Below are 19,308 nucleotides of genomic sequence, written 5' to 3' on the forward strand. Positions count from 1 at the left end.
TCTCCTCGGCGGGGTGGTGGCGTGGGGCGCGGCGGGGCGGGCGGCCCGGGCGCAGCCCGCGGGGGCCGCCCGGCCGGCGCGTTTGGTGGGGAGTGGACCGGTCAGCCGGTCGTGCGGGCCCCACGGACGTCGGGACATCGGAGCGTCGGGACATCGGGGCTTCAGGAGACGGCGCCGAGAGCCTCGACACTCGGACTCGACGCGGAAAGCCGTCAGGACCGCCGTCCGCCTTCGGATCGCCCTCCGGAGCGTCCGCCCTCAGAGTGTCCTCCGGAGCGGCCGCTTTCCGAACGCCCACTTTCCGAGTGTCCCTTGGAGTGCCCGGCCCTGACCTCGATGCGTCGCCCCTGTCCCTGCGTGGCCTTGGGGATCCGCAGGGTCAGGATCCCCTCGTCCATTGACGCCTCCACGCCCTCCTGGTCCACGTCGGAGGGGAGTGAGGTGTGAAAGTGGAATCGTCCCGTCCGAACCCGCAGCGCGTTGGAACGTCCCTCTTCCGTGTGGACCTCGCCGTTGACGCACAGTTCGCGACCGTTGATGGAGATCTCGACGTCCTCGGGTGCGATGCCGGGCATCTCCAGCCTGGCGAGGTAGGCGTCATCGATCTCGTCGATCTCGGCGATCGGCATCCACGGGCGTTCCGCCTCGCCCTCGGCCGTCTGCCGGGTCAGCAGTCCGAGCTGGTGGAACAGATCCTGCATGTCCCCGAAAGGGTCCCGTCTCAGTACCGCGAGCGGCTCGACCCCGTGCACGTGACCACCTCTGGTACGCCTCATCGGCAATGTCATGACATCCCCCTGCTTACGCTTGAATCGGCTACCTCGTCCCCCACGAGGAGCCTCGGCCGCAGCAGGGCAACGGCCCGCGCGGCCAGTAGCACAGCGCTACCGCGTAGTGACAGATACCCGACATAGGTCGCGACTACACTCGCCGCCGCCCCCACCTGCCCCGTCGGGCGGCGCCCCCGGCGACCTCCACCGGGTCACCTCTCGGGCTCCCCCTCCTCGGCCCGGTAGGACGTGGTCCAGGTCGCACCGCATCGGCAGTGGGACAGCACGAGCAGCTCGCCCCCTTCGGTCACGGTCATGTCGCGATTGAGGCGGACGTGAACATGCGTGCTCATGACGGGTGGACCTCCACTTGATCATTGGTTCCGGCCGGTCCTCGGCCGCGAATCCCCCGGCGCCGTCGAGGGCCGCGGTCACGCCGCCCGGCCCGGGGAGGTGATGTCTTTCCTCACCACATACCCAAAATATGTGATTTCAGGACAAAAGTGATGATTGTCCATCTTTGGACCATGGACCCGTGTCCTCCCGGAAGGAGGTCGAACACCGGCGAACGCGGCGATTCCCCGCCCCGCGTTCGCGAAATTTTTCCATATGGTAAAAGCATGTTCTTCGAGCCCCCATCGGCACAGGAAGAAACAACCCGCCCGCCCGACCTCGGGCCGCCCGCCTGGTACGCCCCGCCCGCCGAGGAGATGGGCGCGACGATGACCAGCGATCTGCTGCTCGCCCGCACCCCGAACGTCGCCGTCGCCCTGCCGACGATCCGGGCGTTCAGCACCGGATGCCTGTTGGACGTGGAGATCGTCATGCGGCGGCGTTCCCTGCCTCCCGACGACTTCCAGGCTCTCCAGATGTCCGTGTTTCCCCACATGATCTCCAGCGTGAGCGCCCGCGGGTTACCGGACAACCTGCTGCGGTTCGGCGTCCGCTTCGCCGACGGCACCAAGGCCACCACCGTCGGACAGAGGTTCGACCTGGCACGGCTCCCGCGAGATCCGCCATCGGTTCCGCGGCTCTCCTGGCTGCTCGGAGGCACGTCCCTGCGCAGCGGCGACAACGACGAAGGGATCTTCCTCAACATAGGACTGTGGCTCTGGCCCTCACCACCCCCGGAGACCTTCGAACTCGGCGTGGAGTGGCCCGATGGCGGGATCGAGCTGAGCATCGCCACCCTGGACGGCGCGGCCATCGTGTCCGCCGCCGAGCGATCGGTCCCGTACTGGCCTGATCCCCCACCGGGCGACTGACGCGCTCCCCGGTCTGAAGGCCGGAGCGCGGCGGACGACTTCGGTAGCCCCTGACCTGCTCGGCCCCCACGAGTCCCGCTCGCCGCCCTCCCGGCCACGGCGGCACGCACTTGACCGGGAGGGGCCACCGTCCCGAGAACCTCGGACCCGCCGCCCATCCGGGGCGGCGGAGCCCCGACGATCCGGCCGGCGAAAAATCGTTCGCCTCCTCCTGACACCCTGCGTCACCATTGCCATAGCCGAGGGTGTTCGGAGGGGCGGATGGCCGTGCTGGGATCACTCGATTCTCCGGAAGACAGACCGTCCGCCCGGAGGTCGGCCGTTCTGCTGGCGCTGCGGTACTACAACCGGGAGTTGCTGAGGCAGTGGCGGGTCGCCGTACCCGCGCTGACCCTGCCCGCGTTGGGAAACACCTGCCTGTTCTATCTCGCCCCGCTGGCGGTGGGTGCGATCGTGGGGCGCCTGTCCGAGGGCGGGGACGACGTCGCCGCCCTCATGCCGTACGTACTCGGCTTCGGCGCGACGCTGCTCGCCGGGGAGGTGCTGTGGCGGGCGGGTATCCACTTCCTGAACCGTACGGACGCCCGGGGTGTCGAGTGGCTCGGGGTGACGGCCATGGACAGGCTGCTGGCCAAGGACGCCGCGTTCTTTCACGACAACTTCGCCGGCTCGCTGACCAAACGGGTGCTGAGCTTCTCCGGCGGGTTCGAGAACTTCGTGGACACTCTCACCTTCTCTATCATCGCCAAGGTGGTGCCGCTGGCCTTCGCCTCGGTGGTGCTGTGGCGGTATCACCCGCTGCTGGTCTTCGTCCTCCTGGGCCTCATCGTCGTCACGGGCCTCATCATCGCCCCGCTCATTCGCCGTCGCCAGAGGCTGGTGGACCAGCGTGAGGCCGCGAAGGTGCGGGTGTCCGGGCACATCGCCGACGTGCTGGCCAACATGGAGACGGTCCGCGCGTTCGCCGCCGAGGAGCGCGAGGCCGCGAAGCACCGGGCGCGGGTCGCCGAGCAGCGCGGGCTGACGCTCCGTTCCTGGGACTACGCCAACCTCCGGGTGGACACCGTCATCGCCCCGCTCTCGATCCTCACCAGCACCCTCGGCCTGCTCCTCGCCATCACCCTCCGCGGTGGCCTGGGCGTGGAGGCGATCGTGGTGACGTTCAGCTACTACACGACCTCGATCAACATCATGTTCGAGTTCAACCAGATCTACCGTCGCATGGAGAGTGTGCTCACCGAGTCCGCCCAGTTCACCGAGCTTCTCCTCACACCGCCGGGAGTCGTCGACCCCAAGGACCCGCAACCGCTGCGCCCCGCCGACGCCGGCGTCCGGTTCGAGCGGGTGACGTTCGCGCACTCCGGCAACCCACCTCTGTTCGACGGCCTGGACCTGCACATCCCCACCGGCACCAAGGTCGGCCTCGTGGGCCGGTCGGGCGGCGGCAAGACCACCCTCACCCGGCTGCTGCTACGTCTCATGGACATCGACGAAGGCCGGATCCTCATCGGCGGCCAGGACATCACCCGGCTCCGCCAGGCCGACCTGCGCAGCCTGATCTCCTACGTCCCCCAGGAGCCCGCCCTGTTCCACCGGTCGTTACGCGACAACATCGCCTTCGCCCGGCCGGGCGCCACCGATGCCGAGATCCACCGGGTGGCGCGGGCGGCGCACGTCACGGAGTTCGCCGAGACCCTGCCGAACGGCTTCGACACGCTGGTCGGGGAACGCGGCGTCAAACTCTCCGGCGGCCAGCGGCAGCGCGTCGCCCTCGCCCGTGCCATCCTGCGTGACGCGCCGATCCTGCTGCTGGACGAGGCCACGAGCGCACTGGACTCCGAGAGCGAGACTCTCATCCAGGAGGCCCTGTGGAGCCTGATGCGCGACCGCACCGCCCTCGTGGTCGCGCACCGGCTGAGCACCGTCGTGCGCATGGACCGTCTCGTCGTCCTCGACCAGGGGCGCATCGCGGAACAGGGCGACCACCACGAGCTCCTTCGGGCCCAGGGACCGTACTCCCGCCTGTGGCACCACCAGTCCGGCGGTTTCCTCCTCGAAGAGGACGGCTCGGACGCCGTCCACCGCTGAGAGTTTCACCGTTCGCGTGAAATTTTCACCGGTGTGACGCCGTAATCCCAGAGTGTCAGGGCGGATCGATCACGGTGTTTGAGGTTCCGCGGCCCGCGTGCCTACGGTGCTGACATACGTAAAGTAATCCGGTCAAGGAGGCCATCATGCGCGCCCGCGTCATACCGGCCCTGATTCTGGCTCTGCTCGCGCTGGTCGTCACCGCTCCCGAGGCCCGCGCCCAGGTGGTGGGCGGCTTCGACTTCTCCCGGGCGCAGGTCTCCGTCACGGGCCTCCAGGTTCCCTGGGGTCTGGCGTTCCTGCCGGACGGCAGCGCGCTGGTGTCAGAACGCAACACCGGACGCATCCTGCGGGTGCGGCCGGACCAGACGCCCACGGCGGTCGCCACCGTCAGCGGGGTGAGCGCCTCGGGTGAGAGCGGCCTGCTCGGCATCGCCGTGTCGCCCACCTACGCCCAGGACGGCTGGGTGTACGCGTACTTCACCAGCACCGCCGGGGACAACCGCCTGGTCAGGCTGCAACTGACCGCGCCACAGACGCAGACGGTGATCCTCTCGGGGGTGCCGAGCGCCACCATCCACGACGGCGGTCGCATCGCCTTCGGGCCCGACGGCATGCTCTACGTGGCGACCGGCGACGCCGGCAACACCGCCAACGCGCAGAACGTCAACAGCCTCGCCGGGAAGATCCTGCGGATGACACCCACCGGAGGCGTGCCCGCGGGCAATCCGATCGCAGGCTCCCGCGTCTGGACCTACGGCCACCGCAACGTCCAGGGCCTGACCTGGGACTCCCAGGGCAGAATGTACGCCGCCGAACTCGGACAGAACACCCGGGACGAGATCAACCAGATCGTCGCGGGCTCCAACTACGGCTGGCCGACGTGCGAGGGCACCTGCAACAACCCCTCCTTCCGCGACCCGATCGTCACGTGGACGACCGCAGAGGCGTCGCCGAGCGGGCTGGCCTGGGCCAACGACACCCTCTTCGTCGCCGCGCTGCGCGGCCAGCGGCTCTGGACGGTGCCGCTGAGCGGCGCCGGCACACCCGGCACGCCGCTGGCCGAGTTCCAGTCCGCCTACGGGCGGCTCCGCACGGTCGCGGTCGGTCCGGACGGCTGGCTCTGGGTGGCGACCAGCAACCGGGACGGCCGCGGCACCCCGGCGGCGCAGGACGACCGCATCGTCCGCGTCCCACCGGCCACCACCGGGGGCGACACCACCCCGCCGACCGCGCCGGCCGGCCTCGCCGCGTCGGGGACGACCTCCACCGGCACCACCCTGGCCTGGACCGCCTCCACCGACAACGTGGGCGTGACCGGATACGACATCCTGCGCGCGCCGGGCGCGTCCGGTGGCACCTTCACGCAGGTGGGGACCTCGGCCACCACCTCGTACGCCGAGACCGGGCTCACCGCGAACACCACCTACCGCTACCAGGTCCGGGCCCGCGACGCGGCGGGCAACCTCTCGCCGGTGTCGAACACGGTGACGGTCACCACCACCCCGGGTGGCGGGGGCCCCGGCGGATGCTCGGTGACGGGGACCGTCCAGACGCAGTGGTCGAACGGGTACGTGATCCAGCCGGTCACGGTCACCAACACCGGCACGTCCGCGACCAACGGCTGGACGGTGACCTTCACGCTGCCGAGCGGCCACGCCGTCACCGGTTCGTGGAACGCCACGCTGACCGTGAGCGGGCAGACCGTCACGGCGAGGAGCGCCGGGCACAACGGCGCGCTCGGCCCGGGCCAGAGCACCACCTTCGGTTTCCAGGCGAGCCGCTCCAACGGCAACACCCAGACACCGTCCGGCTACCAGTGCACAAGCCCCTGAGTCCCGCCCTCGGCTGAGAGAGCCGGCGCGCCACCGGGGAATCGGTCCCCCGGTGGCGCGCCAATCCCAGTGGGCACGCGCACCCGCCTCGCATCGCCGTGCGAGGCGGGTGCGGTTCGGTTCGTGTTCGACCGGGGCCTCGGCCGCCGACGGCCGCGCCCCGTCATCCGCCGCCTCACTTCGCGTAGATCGTCGGGCGGGATGCGCGGGGCGGACGCCGATCCTCGGCGTGAAGCGAATCGATTCGATGAATCAAGCAGGGCGGACGCGGCCCGTCCACCGGAGACAGTGAAGGCCTCCACCACGCGAAAGGCCGTATTCAACGAAACATCGATGTCACCGAACCGTCACTTCATTGACACGCTTCAGTGACCGGTCCTACGATCCTTTCGAATCGGTTCGCAAGTGCAGCCCTCCGAAGAGCGTCCCCCCCAACGCCCTGCAAGGAGCCGCCCGTGAAATCCCCCTCCCGCGGCAGGCCGCGACGAGCCCGTGCGCTCGTCACCCGCCTCGCGGTCGGCCTGCTCGTCACGGTCGCCTCCGTGACCGTCACCGGTTCCCCGGCCCAGGCCGCCGACGAGTCGATCACCGTCGACTTCTCCACCACCAGCGGTGCGCCGACCTACCGCGCCTCCGGCTGGATCTACGGCATGCCGGAGAACGCCGTCGGACCGGCCGACCACTTCTTCCGCGACGTCAACTTCCGTTTCATGCGCGCCGGTGGCGCGCAGCTCCCCGGGAGTGGCTGGGTCGGCGAAACCTACGACCGCCGGTGGAACTCCACCCTCGCCCAGGCGCGCAGGACCATCGCCCTCGGCGGTCAGTTCATCCTCCTGCCGCACGACCTGTGGGGGGCGGACGGCGCCGGGATCTCCCGCTTCCCCGGCGACAACGGCAACTGGACCGACTACGACAACTTCCTGAACCGCCTCGTCAACGACGTCCGGGCCTCCGGGCTGAGCGTGCAGTGGGACATCTGGAACGAACCCAACATCACCCTGTTCTGGAACCGCCCGATCTCCCAGTACCTCGAACTGTGGCGCCGCACCTACCAGCGCATCCGGGCGGAGTTCCCCAGCCAGCTCATCGTCGGCCCGAGCTGTGCCTGCGTCCCGTCCACCACGCACACCTTCTGGAACCAGTACCTGGACTTCGTCCGCTCGACCGACACGGTGCCGGACATCATCAGCTGGCACTCGCTACCCGGCGACCCGGTCGCCAACGTCGCCGCCGCCAACGCCACCCTCGACCCGCGCGGCATCCCGCACCCCCGGCCGTACCAGATCAACGAGTACGGCGCGCCCGAGGAGCAGAACCCCGCCGACGGCGCCTGGTACATCGCACGGCTGGAGCGGGCCCGCACGGACGGCCTGCGGGCGAACTGGGCCGGTGGCGGCAACCTGCACAACGACCTCGCCAACCTGCTGGTCCGCGACTCGGCCGGCCGGCACCAGCCCAAGGGCGAGTGGTGGGCCTACCGCTACTACGCCTCGCAGACCGGGCAGGTCGTCTCGGTGACCGCCGGCCCGTCGTACGACGCGCACGCCACCAAGGCAGGCGGGGTCGCGAAGGTACTGGTCGGTGGCGGTCGCACCACCGGAAACCTGACCGTGAACCTGCAGCGCCTGGACACCACCAGCGGCATCGTGCAGAACAACCAGGTGCGTGTCCTCACGCAACGCATCCCGTACAACGGCGGCGGCGCGGTGCAGGGCCCGATCACGGTCTCGAACAACGTGGTGAACCTGTCGAACAACAACGTCACGGTGACCCTGCCGTACGGCAACCAGACCGACACCTACACCATCACCCTGCTGCCGCCCTCGGACGGCGGCTTCCAGTCGGTGGCGGTCGCCCAGCACTCCCGCCCGGACGCGACACCGTGGACCCCACTCGCCCACCGTCGGTGAGCCTGGCGGGCCGGAGTCACCGTCAGCACGATGACGGTGCTGTCGAATCGCCTCGACCACACCATCGCCATGGAACATCCGCAGGTCCTCGCTTTTTCACAACGGAACAGGAGTAACACCGTGCGAAACCCGTTACCCAGCAGGTCAGGGCAGGTCCGCGATCCCATGCCCCGACGCCGTCGCCTCCGGCTGCTGAGCGCCCTGGCCGGCGTGCTCACCGGCGTCCTCATCGTCGGCGGCGCCACCCCCGGCACCCAGGCTCCGGCTGAGGCAGCCGCCTCGGCGTCGGCGGCCGCCATCGAGCCGGGGCAGAGCACCAGAATCGTGGGCACCGCGTCCGGCCGCTGTCTCGAGGTCCCCAACTCCAGCACCGTCAACGGCACCCAGGCACAGCTGTGGGACTGCAACGGCGGCGCCGGCCAGATCTGGACCTGGACGTCGAGCAAGCAGCTCATGGTCTACGGCAACAAGTGCCTGGACGCCTACGGCCGGGGCACCGCGAACGGCACCACGGCGGTGATCTGGGACTGCAACGGCCAGACCAACCAGCAGTGGAACGTCAACGCCAACGGCACCATCACCGGCGTGCAGTCCGGCCTGTGCCTCGACGCCAACGGCGCCGGCACCGCGAACGGCACCAAGATCCTCCTGTGGGCGTGCCACGGCGGCACCAACCAGCAGTGGGCCTCGCCCACCACTCCGACACCGACGCCGACTTTGACTCCGACGCCACCGCCGCCCGGCGCGCGCCCATGTGACATCTACGCCTCCGGCGGCACCCCGTGCGTGGCGGCCCACAGCACGACGCGGGCGCTCTACTCGGCGTACGCCGGCAACCTGTACCAGGTCCGCCGCTCGTCGGACAACACGACCCGCAACATCGGCCTGCTGGCCGCGGGCGGCACCGCCAACGCCGCGACGCAGGACTCGTTCTGCACCGGCACGACCTGCGTGGTGACGGTCGTCTTCGACCAGTCAGGACGGGGCAACGACCTCTGGTACCAGGGATCGAGCGTGGTTCCCGGCTCGCCGCAGAGCAGGCCGGCGATCGCGACCTCGGAGTCCCTCACCGTGGGCGGCGCGAAAGCGTACTCGCTCTACATCAACCCCGGCAACAGCTACTGGCGGGACGGACACCTCACCGGCGTGCCGACCGGTGCCGCCCCCGAGGGCATGTACATGGTGACCAGCGGTACCCACGTCAACAACGGCTGCTGCTTCGACTACGGCAACAGCGAGACGACGAGGAAGGCCGACGCCGCCGGGGCGATGGACGCCATCAACTTCAGCACCCAGTGCTGGTTCGGCGGCTGCTCCGGCACGGGGCCCTGGGTGCAGGCCGACCTCGAATGGGGCCTCTTCCCCGGTGGCAGCCAGAGCTGGAACCCGAACCAGCGCGCCTTCAACAGCAAGTTCGTCACCGCGACCCTGAAGAACAACGGCACCACGCGCTTCGCGATCAAGGGTAGCAACGCCCAGTCCGGCAGCCTCTACACGCTGTGGGACGGCGCGCTCCCGCCCGGATACAGCCCGATGAAGAAGCAGGGCGCGATCATCCTGGGCAGCGGCGGAGACTGTTGCAAGCCCGACGGCGGTGCGAACCTGAGTGCGGGCACCTTCTACGAAGGGGCCATGGTCGCCGGCTACCCGTCCGACGCGACCGAGAACGCGGTACAGGCCAGCGTGGTGTCCGCCGGCTATCGCTGACCGGGCACAGAGCGGTAAGGGTTCCCCAGGTCTTTTTGGAGGTCTGATGAGCAACCGCACGGTCCATCCGATACTCCGTAGGGCGGCCATCCTGATCACCGCGACGCTCCTGCTCGCGGTGAATCTGGCCGGCAGCGGTTCGGCGGAAAGGATGCAGATGTGGGACAACGGTGTCGCCGACACCCCACCGATGGGATGGAACAGCTACGACTCGTTCAACTGGAGGGTCACCGAGGCCGACGTCCGGGCCAACGCCGACTACATGGGCGCGAACCTGCGGCAGCACGGCTGGCAGTACGTCGTCATCGACTGGGCGTGGTATTACCCCGGCCAGCACACCGGCAGCCCCAACCAGGACGCCAACCTGCAACCCCGGCTCCGGATGGACGCCAACGGGCGGTTGCTGCCCGACACCACCCGGTTCCCCTCGGCGGCCGGCACCAACGGATTCAAGCCGCTCGCCGACTACGTGCACGCCCAGGGACTGAAGTTCGGCGTGCACCTGATGCGAGGTATTCCCCGGCAGGCGGTCGCCGACAACGTGCCGATCCTCGGCACCGACTGCCGCGCCAACCAGATCGACAACGGCACCACTGCGGCCTGGCTCAACCTCATGTGGGGTCTGGACATGTCCAACCCCTGCGCGCAGGCGTACCTCGACTCGGTGTTCCAGTTGCTCGCCTCCTGGGGGGTCGACTTCGTGAAGGTGGACGACATCGCCGCGCCGACGTACCGGCAGGCGGAGGTCGAGGGGTACCGGCTCGCGATCCAGCGCAGCGGTCGCCCGATGGTGCTGAGCCTGTCGCCCGGTGCGACCCCGCTGGCCGGCGGATCGCACGTGCGGGCGAACGCGCACATGTGGCGGATCGTGAACGACCTGTGGGACAACTGGCCGGCTCTCGACGCGTTGTTCGACCAGTTGCACAACTGGACACCGCACCGGGCGAAGGGAGCGTGGCCCGATCCGGACATGATCCCGATCGGGCGGCTGTCGAAGTACGGCCCGGTCGGCTCACCGCGATACTCCAACCTCACCGCCGACGAGCAACGCACGCTCATGACCCTGTGGGCGATCAACCGGGCGCCGCTGATGTGGGGCGGCAACCTCGTCGAGAACAGGCCGGCGGAGCTGGCGTTGATGACCAACTCCGCGGTGCTCGCGGTCGACCAGCACAGCACCGACAACCGCCGGCTCTACGGAGGGACCCGGCAGGTGTGGACCGCCAACGTGCCGGACAGCGACCACCGCTACGTCGCCCTGTTCAACCGCGAGAGCGCGACGGCCAACGTGTCGGTGAACCTCGCCGACCTCGGCATCGGCTCGGCCGTCGTGACCGACCTGTGGTCCGGCGCGAACCTCGGCACCTCGACCGGGACGTTCACCCGTTCACTGCCCCCGCACGGCTCCGGGCTCTACCGGCTGGCTCCCCAGACCACCACCCCGACACCGACCACCTACACGATGACCGCGCGGCACAGCTCGAAGTCGCTGGACGTCAACAACGCCGCGACGACCGACGGCGCGAACATCGTGCAGTGGACGGCGAACGGGCAGGCGAACCAGCGCTGGCGCTTCCAGGACGCCGGTGGCGGCTACTACACGGTGACGAGCGTCAGCAGCGGCAAGTGCCTCGACGTGTACGGCGGCGCCACCGCGACCGCGAACGGCGCCCGAGTGGTCCAGTGGGCCTGCAACGGAGGCACCAACCAGCAGTGGCGATTCCAGGACGCCGGCAACGGTTACGTGCGGCTCGTCGCCCGCCACAGCGACAAGTGCCTCGACGTGCTGAACGCCGGCACCGCCGACGGAGTCCAGGTCGTGCAGTGGACCTGCGGCACCGGCACCAACCAGCAGTGGCTGCGCACCCAGGTGTGACCGTGGGCGAGTGAGCCATCAGATCTCGGGGGCGGGACGACGACCGTCGTCCCGCCCCCGAGGCCGGAGCGACCTCCGAGGAAGGGAGGAGAAGGAACGGGTGCGGAGTTCAGCGGATGTTTCCGGTGTGTCCGCGCGGTCGCACCAGTCCCGCGTCGAACGCGGCGATGACGAGCTGCGCTCTGTCACGCGCGTCGGCTTTGGCGAGCAGGTGAGAGATATGCGTCTTGACGGTTTTGACGGATATCGTGAGCCGGGCGGCGATCTCATCGTTCGACAGGCCCCGCCCGACGAGGGTGAGCACCTCGACCTCCCTGCCGGTCAACCGTCCCACCGGCGGGCGCGGGTGCGAGCGCGGCGTCATCACGTAATGCTCGACGAGCCGGGTGAGGATCGACGGGGCGAAGAGGGACTCCCCTCGATGGGTGCGCCAGATCGCGTCGATGAGGTGCTCGGGCACGGTGTCCTTGAGAAGAAACCCCGAAGCACCGGCGTGAAGGGCTTCGTAGACGTACTCGTCCAGCTCGAACATGCTCAGCACGAGAATTCTGCTCGTCGCCAGCACCGGGTCGGCGCTGATCTCCCGGGTGGCCTTGAGCCCGTCGAGCCGGGGCATGCGCACATCCATCAGGATCACGTCGGGTCGGGTCGCTCGCGCCACGGCCAGCGCCTCCACGCCGTTGCCGGCCTCGCCGACGACGGCCAGGCCGGCCGCGTTGTCGATGACCATCGCGAGACTCCTGCGGAGTAAGGGCTGGTCATCGGCGAGCATCACCCGGACGGGGCGGTCGCCGTCGTTCACGTGACGACCTCGTCCGGGATCCGGGCGACGACCCGGAAGCCTCCTTCGACGTCCGCGGCGTGGAGGCTGCCCCCGAGACCTGAGAGGCGTTCCCGAAGTCCCGCCAGACCGTGGCCCGCGCCGGGCCTGGCCGACCAGGGGCCGTCGGGGCCGCTGTCGGCGATCGTGACCACCACTGTGCCCCCGTCCCTGTAGAGGTGCACCGACACGGTGGTGGGACCGGCATGACGCGCCGAGTTGTTCAAGGCCTCCCTCACGGTTTTACAGATCGCGACCTGGACCCCCTGGGAGACCTCGCCCAGCGGTTCGAGGTCCAGCCGGGTACGAAGGCCGGTGACCTCCGCACCGCGGACGATCGCGGGAAGCTGCTCGAGACTCTCCACGGGCAGGCGCGGAACCTCCTCGTCGCGGGAGTCTCCGGATGTGCGGAGCACGGTCAGCATGCGACGCAACTCGGCCGTCGCCTGCCTGCCCGCCGCCTCGATGTCCGCGAGGGCCTCCCGCAGCTCGGCGACGTCACGCCCGTCGGCGTTCGTGACCTGACGGACCGCGGCGGCGCGAACGGTGATCAGCCCGAGACCGTGGGAGACGATGTCGTGCAGGTCCCGCGCGATCCGCATCCGCTCCGCCAGCACCGCCTCCGTGGCGGCCCAGCTGGTGAGCCGCGCCTCGTAGTCGGCACGGGTGGCGCGCGTCCGCCGGACCGCCCAGACCGCGACGCCGATCGCGATCGCCGCGATCACCGAGGGCACGACACCGGCGAGTGGTCCTTCGGCTCCTGCCGCGAGAAGGAGCACCAACAGCACGACGAACACCACGCCACTGACCAGCCCGGCGTGTGAACGCCATACGGGCCGCTGAAGCGTATTCATCACCGTCATCCTAGGCGCCTGACCCGAAGCCCTTGCCAGAGCGCGGGAAAGCGACGCCGGTGTCCCCTGCCTGATCTCAGCCCTGAGTCTGACGGTCCGCGGTCCGAGACGTGCCGCCGGGTTTCGATCCGACGTCCGATGTGGGGACGGCCGCCGCCCGGTTGACTGATCGCCTCACCACGACTCACGCGAGGGTTGAATGATCACTGTCGAACACGTCAGCAAACGACGGGGAAGCACCCGGATCCTGTCCGACGTCGGTTTCGAGGCCCGGCCGGGCCGCGTGACGGGCTTCCTCGGCCCGAACGGGGCGGGAAAGTCCTCGACGCTCCGGATCCTCCTGGGTCTGGATCGGGCGCAGGAGGGCGTCGCGCTCGTGTGCGGCCGGCCTTTCGCCCAATTGAACCGCCCCTTGACCACCGTGGGCGCGCTGCTCGACGGGAGCGGAGCACACCGTTCACGGACGGGGCGGGCCCACCTGCGATGGGTGGCCGCGAGTAACGGTCTGCCCCGTGGGCGGGTCGACGAGGTTCTCGCCGTCGTCGGCCTGACGGAGGCCGCGGGAAAGCGTGTGAGCGGGTACTCGCTCGGCATGGGGCGACGTCTGGGTCTCGCGGCGGCTCTGCTGGGCGACCCGGAGGTGCTGGTGCTGGACGAGCCGATCAACGGGCTCGACCCCGGAGGCATCCGATGGATGCGGCAGTTCCTGCGCGATCGCGCCGCCGCGGGCCGGACCGTCCTGCTGTCGAGCCATCTCATGGGCGAACTCGCCGAGACCGTCGACGACGTCGTCGTCATCGACAGGGGGCGAATCGTGAGCCGGGGCACCCTGGCCGAGGTCACCGGCGACCACCGAACCCTTGAGGACGCCTTCTTCGCGCTGACCTCGGCGGGATCCGGCGACGCGACGCCGGGAGGTCGGTAGTGCGGATCGCAGGCGCGGAGTTGCTCAAGCTCCTCGGGTTACCGTCGGCCTGGATCGCCTTCGTGATCGGCCTCGTCGTGTCACCGGCGATCGCCTTCCTCAACGCGTCCACGGCCGTGCGGGCGATCGAGAACGGCACCGGGGCCGTTCCCGGCGGCGACGCCGGATACCAGGAACTCGCGTTCGGCGTCCTCGGCGCGATCATCCTCGGCGTGGTCGCCATCAGCAGCGAGTACCTGACCGAGGGAGAGGAGTCGGCCGGCACCCGCCAGGTCACCACGAGTCTGACCGCCGTACCCTCCCGCACCCGGCTCCTCGCCGCGAAGACCACGGCGCTGGTCCTGACGGTGGCCGTGCTGGCGACGGTCACGACCGCGGTGACCCTCACCGTCACCCGGGTCGTCCTCGGCGACCACGCCACATCGCTCACCGCCGACACCGCTCCGCGCGCGCTCGGGGTCGTCCTCTACTGGGTGCTCACCTCGCTGCTCGCCTACGGCATCACGCTCCTCACCCGCAACGGCGTCATACCGCTGACGGTGCTGATCCTGAACACCTCTCTCGTGTCGGTCACCTACCTCCTCTCCCGCGTGATCGACGCCGCGAACTATCTGCCGGACCTGGTCGGGGCACGGATGTTCCTCCGCGACTTCAGATCCTCCGTGCAGATCGCTCCGGTGACCGGTGGCCTGGTGATGACGTCCTGGGTGATCGCGGTACTCGCCGTCGGCGTCGCCGTGTTCCGGCGGAGAGACGCATGACCGTCACCTCGGGGCAGGCACGGTCCCGCCGTGAGATCGTCATGGACGCGTTCCGCGCCGAGTTCGTCAAACTGCTCACCCTGCCCGCCCTGTGTCTGACGGCGCTCGGGACCTGGGGCGCGGCACTCGTCCTCGATGCCGCGTTCGTCGCCGCGGCGAAACAGGGGCGAGGCGACGCGACCTCCGCACTCGACCTCGGCCTGGCCTCAACCGGATACCTGCAGGCAGGCTTCATCGTCCTCGGCGTCCTCGCCGCCACCTCGGAGTACGGTGGCGGCCAGATCAGAACGAGCCTGACGAGCATGCCCCGACGGATCGAGCTGCAGCTCGTCAAGGCACTCGCTCTCGCCCTCGCGGCCGTCCCGGTCGCCGCCGTGACCGTCGCCGCCGGTGTGGTGATCGCCCAGCTCGCCCCGGTGGACCTGACGGCCCCCATGGACGGTCGCCGAACGGCGCAGGCCGCGGCGGGGGCGATCGCCTACCTCGTCCTCACCACGTTGATCGCCTCCTCCCTCGCGACCGTCGCGAGGAGGAGTCTCCCGGCCGTCGCGGTCCTGCTCGGCTACTACTTCATCGTCGGCCCGTACGTCCGGGATCACATGGGTTACGCCGCCTACCTGCCCGACACGGCGGGCCGCGGCATGTGGCTCTCAGCGGGCGCGGAGACCAGCACGTCGCTCGGTCGGTGGGAGGGCTCGCTACTCGTCCTTGCCTGGACGCTCGTCGCGCTCGCCACCGCAGCCGTCGTCTTCGAACGCCGAGACGCCTGATCCGGCCGGACGACGTCCCCGTCCGCGCTCAGGGCGACCGACACGCCGGACCACCGGCGCGCTCACCGCTCCGGTCCTGCCCGCTCAGTCCGACGGGGCGCTCACGTGTTCAGGTCAGGCGAAACCGCCTCGACGAACGCTCCATCAACCCGAAATATGGATAACTGGTATCTCCTCAAGCCCGATAGCCGATGCTCATCTGAAGGTGTTCTCCTTCCCGAACGTGAGGAGTCGCCCACGATGAAGATCCGCCGACTGCGTTCCGCCGTCCTCGCCGTGGCGCTGGGCGCCAGCGTCCTGGCCGGTACCGCCATCCAGACCAGCGCGGCCGCGGCCAGCGGGGGCTGGCCGACACCGGACTGGTACAAGGTGGGCCCCTTCCCCACCCTGGCCGAATGCGAGAGCTACTACGACGTCGACGCGCAGAGCGGTCTGTACAGCGGGCTCGTCGGCTGTCACTGGTTCGGGAGGGGCATTTATACGCCGGGCTACTACTACGAGGTGTACATCCCCTGAGCCTCACCAGGCGTGACGGGCGAGCCTCAGCCCGAGCCCTTGAGGCGCCCGAGATGCGGGTGCCGAAAGACTCGACTCCGCGGCAGGCCGAGTGCGGGCAGTGGGAAACCTCGCCGACCCCGCCTTGAACATGCCGGGGTCGGCGAACACCGGTGCGATCGCGGGCAGCGCTGTCCGTCCGCTCGTTGTGTCGGCACGGCGAGCCGGACGGTCTGTGCGCGACCCGCGTCAGCGAAGGGGGTCGAGGTCGACCAGGGCGGCGGGCTGCTTGCCGGTGGTGATCTGCTCGGCCAGCAACCTGCCCGTGATCGGGCCGTGGGCCAGGCCCCACATGCCGTGGCCACCCGCCACGTAGACGGTGGGGGCCACCGTCGCGCCGACGAGCGGCCGCCCGTCCGGGGTGACGGGGCGGGGCCCCACCCAGACGTCGGTACGCTCCTCCCAGCGCACACCCCGCAGAAGCGGTCGGACGGAGGCGACGAGGGCCTCCAGCCGGGCGGGCACCTGCGGGGCGTCCGGGTCGCGGAACTCCATCGTGCCCGCCACCCGCAGCCCGTCGCGGTACGGCGTGCACGCCACCCGCTCCTCGGGCAGGTAGATGGGGCCGGGGACAGGATGATCGACCGGAACGGTGAAGGAGTAACCGCGACCGGCCCGCACCGGGACACGCACGCCCCACTGCCGGGCCAGGCGGGGCAGCCAGGCACCGGTGGCCAGCACCACCGCGTCGGCGGACAGCACGGTGCCCTTGGCCGAGCGGACGATCACCTTCCTGTCGTCGGTGCGCACCTCGTCGACCTCGACGGCGTACACGGTCGCGCCGCGTCGCATGACAGCCTTTCCCAGGGCGTGCACGAAGGCGCCCGGGTCAACGTAGCGCTGGCCGTCGATCCGCACCCCCGCCTTCAACGCCTCACCGGCGAGCGGGGCATGCTCGGCCAGCCGAGCGCCGTCCAGCACGGTGTGATCGACCTTCTGCCCGGCCGCCTGCAGCCTGCGCAGCTCGCGCAGCAGGCTTTCGGCCTGACGTGGCGTACGGAACGCCGCGGTGATCGGCGCCGCGATGACGGGTGCGGACACACCGTTGGCGGCGAGCACCTCGTAGGCCTCGACGCATTCGTCGTTGAGCGGCAGGTTGGCGCGCGCGGCGCGGGTCCACGACCGCCAGTGGCTGTTGGCGGCGAAGCGGGCCAGGAAACTCCACAGGCCCGGATCGAGGGTCGCGGGCACGTGCAGCGGCGCGGCCGGGTTGAGCAGCGAGCGCAGGCCGTAGCGCAGGACGGCGGGTTCGTTGAGCGGGATGGCCAGGCCAGGCGCGACCCAGCCGGCGTTGCCCCAGGACGCGCCGGCCGCCACGCCGCCGCGGTCGATCACGTCGACCTGGACGCCACGCTCCTGCAGGAACCACGCGGTCGACAGACCCACGATGCCCGCGCCAACCACGATCACCGATCGTGGCCAGTTGCCGACCATGCCAACCTCCAACAAGTACGAACGTCGATGTCCTTGCCAGGATGGCCGGAGCGGTGACCGGCGGCATTGTGAGCGGGCCACAATCGCGACGCCCTCGTTGTGGATCCCGTACAACGCCGACGCCGGGAACGGTGACAGGCCCTGAGCAGGTCATCGGCGAGGTTCGTCCTCCAACGCGGCCAGCATGATGGTCATGGCCAGGCGCCGGCGGGCGTCGTACAGGTCCAGCGGACTCAGCTCGTCCATTTTGCGGAGCCGGTTGCGGACGGTGTTGGGGTGCACCCCGAGTCGCTCGGCGGCCAGGGTGAGATCGCCCTGGCTCTCCAGCCAGGCCCGCAGCGTGGCGACGAAGTGCGTGCCGTGGCTGGTGTCGTGCCGCAGCAGCGCGCTCACCGGCCCGCGGGCCGGCGCCCGACCGGTGCGCGCGGCCGCGCGCAGTCGCCGCAGCAGGATGTCGTCCCAGGACTCGTCGTAGGCGGGCGGCACGGCCCCGGGCTCGGCGCTCTCGTGCAGCGCCAGGCACTCGTCGGCCTCCTGTCGGCCCGCGGCCAGGTCCGCCGCCTCGGCGGGTGCGCCGATCCCGGCCATGACACGCACCTGGGCGGGCAGTTCGGAGCACAGGCCCGCGATCCACTGCCTGGCCGCCTCGGCCCGCTCGGCCGGCAGGATGGTGTAGAGGGTGTCGCCGAGCAGCGCGCTGCGCCCGGGCCGGGACCAGCCGAAGCCTGTGGTGGCCTGCTCAAGGGCGAGCAACAGCGCGGCGTGACGATCGTCGGGGGTGTAGGCGCGGACCGCGATGACGCGTATCTCCCGCGGGGCCAGGCCCAGCCGGCTGATCACCGTCGCGGCGTCGGCGCTGCCCTCCAGCAGTCGGATGACCAGGTCGGACTCCACCTGCCGCTCCAGGTCGGCGCTGGCCCGGGAGCGCAGCAGATGCAGGGCTACGGTGCGCGCGCCGTCGACCAGCGCACGGCGGCGGGCGCCCGTCAGCGGTTCGGCGCAGCTGACCCACACCGAACCGAGCAGCTCGCGGCCGGCCCGCACCGCCACCGCCATCCGCCCGGTCAGGCCGTGCCCGGCGTCGGCGGGGACGAACACCGGTTCGTTCGTCGCCGCCAGGCGGGTGAAAACCTCCTGTCGCCGGAACAGCTCACGCAGCCGTTCCGGGACCCGCCGCCCGAGAATGGTCTCCAGCCGGGCCGGATCTCCCGCCTGCTGGGAGCGGGAGTAGGCCAGTACCTGCGAGTGCCGGTCCTCGATGGTCACCGCACCGCCGATGACGTCGGCCAGGTTGTCGGCGAGGGCGAACAGGTCGGTGGGGCCGCGTCCCGAGGCGGTCTCGCGGCTCTCCAGCACCAGCCCGTACACCACGCCGGCCAGCTGGCTCCAGGAGACATCGGGGTCGGCCAGCAACACGGCCACTCCGTACCGGTCGGCGATCGCGGCGGCCTCCCGCTCGACGTCCGCGCCGCTCCCACTCTCGTCGCCGGTTCGAGGGGGGCGTACCAGGACCGCTGTGGCCTTGTCGGCGGCCGCCCACCGCACCGCCTCGGCGAGCGAGGAGGCTCCGACGGCGAGGAGCACGTCGCCTGCGACGTGATGGTTGGCGGCGTCCGGTATCGCCACACTGCGCAGCCACGCCGAGCGCGCCTCGGGACGGCCGTACAGCCGCACGCCGTACCCACCGAGCACGTTCACCAGACGGTCCAATGTGATCATGTTCAGCTCCGGGTGGTCG

General features: G+C 70.1%; 16 protein-coding genes. 10 read left to right on the forward strand and 6 right to left on the reverse strand.

The genetic code is table 11. The features are described 5' to 3' along the window. Window positions 1–212: 212 nt before the first annotated feature. Together ABZ664_RS10820 and ABZ664_RS10825 are read right to left on the reverse strand one after the other, a co-directional pair. The gene (locus ABZ664_RS10820; RefSeq protein WP_362506358.1) at window positions 213–701 is read right to left on the reverse strand and encodes an Hsp20/alpha crystallin family protein; all 489 of its coding nucleotides are present in this window, start codon (window positions 699–701) and stop codon (window positions 213–215) included. A gap of 281 nt (window positions 702–982) precedes the next feature. Beyond that, window positions 983–1,123 (reverse strand): hypothetical protein, encoded by a 141-nt coding sequence (locus ABZ664_RS10825; RefSeq protein ID WP_350947093.1) that lies wholly within the window; start codon window positions 1,121–1,123, stop codon window positions 983–985. Window positions 1,124–1,390: 267 nt separating this feature from the next. Between ABZ664_RS10825 and ABZ664_RS10830 the strand changes: the two genes are divergently transcribed. From ABZ664_RS10830 to ABZ664_RS10855, 6 genes are all read left to right on the forward strand, one after another. Further along, window positions 1,391–2,035, forward strand: coding sequence for a hypothetical protein (locus ABZ664_RS10830; RefSeq protein ID WP_362506361.1), 645 nt, complete (start codon window positions 1,391–1,393; stop codon window positions 2,033–2,035). A gap of 261 nt (window positions 2,036–2,296) precedes the next feature. After that, window positions 2,297–4,123: an ABC transporter ATP-binding protein gene (locus ABZ664_RS10835; protein WP_362506364.1), complete on the forward strand. Its 1,827-nt coding sequence runs from the start codon at window positions 2,297–2,299 to the stop codon at window positions 4,121–4,123. A 146-nt stretch (window positions 4,124–4,269) separates the two neighbouring features. Continuing rightward, window positions 4,270–5,958 (forward strand): PQQ-dependent sugar dehydrogenase, encoded by a 1,689-nt coding sequence (locus tag ABZ664_RS10840; protein WP_362506367.1) that lies wholly within the window; start codon window positions 4,270–4,272, stop codon window positions 5,956–5,958. 455 nt (window positions 5,959–6,413) lie between these two features. Beyond that, window positions 6,414–7,868, forward strand: coding sequence for a hypothetical protein (locus ABZ664_RS10845; RefSeq protein ID WP_362506370.1), 1,455 nt, complete (start codon window positions 6,414–6,416; stop codon window positions 7,866–7,868). A gap of 165 nt (window positions 7,869–8,033) precedes the next feature. Then, on the forward strand, window positions 8,034–9,575 hold the full coding sequence (locus ABZ664_RS10850; protein WP_362506373.1) for an arabinofuranosidase catalytic domain-containing protein: 1,542 nt from the start codon (window positions 8,034–8,036) through the stop codon (window positions 9,573–9,575). 46 nt (window positions 9,576–9,621) lie between these two features. Beyond that, window positions 9,622–11,451 carry an alpha-galactosidase gene (locus tag ABZ664_RS10855; RefSeq protein ID WP_362506376.1) on the forward strand — a complete coding sequence of 610 codons (1,830 nt, stop codon included), beginning with the start codon at window positions 9,622–9,624 and terminating at the stop codon, window positions 11,449–11,451. A gap of 109 nt (window positions 11,452–11,560) precedes the next feature. Here ABZ664_RS10855 and ABZ664_RS10860 read toward each other — a convergent pair whose 3' ends face one another. Continuing rightward, window positions 11,561–12,253 (reverse strand): response regulator transcription factor, encoded by a 693-nt coding sequence (locus tag ABZ664_RS10860; RefSeq protein WP_362506379.1) that lies wholly within the window; start codon window positions 12,251–12,253, stop codon window positions 11,561–11,563. Beyond that, window positions 12,250–13,125 (reverse strand): histidine kinase, encoded by an 876-nt coding sequence (locus ABZ664_RS10865; protein ID WP_362506382.1) that lies wholly within the window; start codon window positions 13,123–13,125, stop codon window positions 12,250–12,252. The genes ABZ664_RS10860 and ABZ664_RS10865 overlap by 4 nt, the downstream gene beginning before the upstream one ends. Window positions 13,126–13,324: 199 nt before the next feature. Here ABZ664_RS10865 and ABZ664_RS10870 point away from each other — a divergent pair, with 199 nt between their 5' ends. From ABZ664_RS10870 to ABZ664_RS10885, 4 genes are all read left to right on the forward strand, one after another. Further along, window positions 13,325–14,050: an ATP-binding cassette domain-containing protein gene (locus ABZ664_RS10870; RefSeq protein ID WP_362506385.1), complete on the forward strand. Its 726-nt coding sequence runs from the start codon at window positions 13,325–13,327 to the stop codon at window positions 14,048–14,050. Next, window positions 14,050–14,811 (forward strand): ABC transporter permease, encoded by a 762-nt coding sequence (locus ABZ664_RS10875; RefSeq protein ID WP_362506388.1) that lies wholly within the window; start codon window positions 14,050–14,052, stop codon window positions 14,809–14,811. The genes ABZ664_RS10870 and ABZ664_RS10875 overlap by 1 nt, the downstream gene beginning before the upstream one ends. Continuing rightward, a complete protein-coding gene (locus tag ABZ664_RS10880; RefSeq protein ID WP_362506391.1) occupies window positions 14,808–15,581 on the forward strand; it encodes an ABC transporter permease subunit in 774 nt (257 codons plus the stop codon). The genes ABZ664_RS10875 and ABZ664_RS10880 overlap by 4 nt, the downstream gene beginning before the upstream one ends. Window positions 15,582–15,821: 240 nt before the next feature. Further along, window positions 15,822–16,097 carry a hypothetical protein gene (locus ABZ664_RS10885; protein ID WP_362506394.1) on the forward strand — a complete coding sequence of 92 codons (276 nt, stop codon included), beginning with the start codon at window positions 15,822–15,824 and terminating at the stop codon, window positions 16,095–16,097. A 228-nt stretch (window positions 16,098–16,325) separates the two neighbouring features. On the opposite strand, the gene ABZ664_RS10890 is transcribed toward ABZ664_RS10885, so the two are convergent. Next, entirely contained in the window at window positions 16,326–17,570 is a 1,245-nt protein-coding gene (locus ABZ664_RS10890; RefSeq protein ID WP_362506397.1) for an FAD-dependent oxidoreductase, read from the reverse strand. 150 nt (window positions 17,571–17,720) lie between these two features. Continuing rightward, window positions 17,721–19,289 carry a helix-turn-helix domain-containing protein gene (locus tag ABZ664_RS10895; protein ID WP_362506400.1) on the reverse strand — a complete coding sequence of 523 codons (1,569 nt, stop codon included), beginning with the start codon at window positions 19,287–19,289 and terminating at the stop codon, window positions 17,721–17,723. Between the last annotated feature and the right edge of the window lie 19 nt (window positions 19,290–19,308).

Origin of the sequence: Streptosporangium sp. NPDC006930 (assembly GCF_040635605.1) — a bacterium.
Taxonomy (GTDB): domain Bacteria; phylum Actinomycetota; class Actinomycetes; order Streptosporangiales; family Streptosporangiaceae; genus Streptosporangium.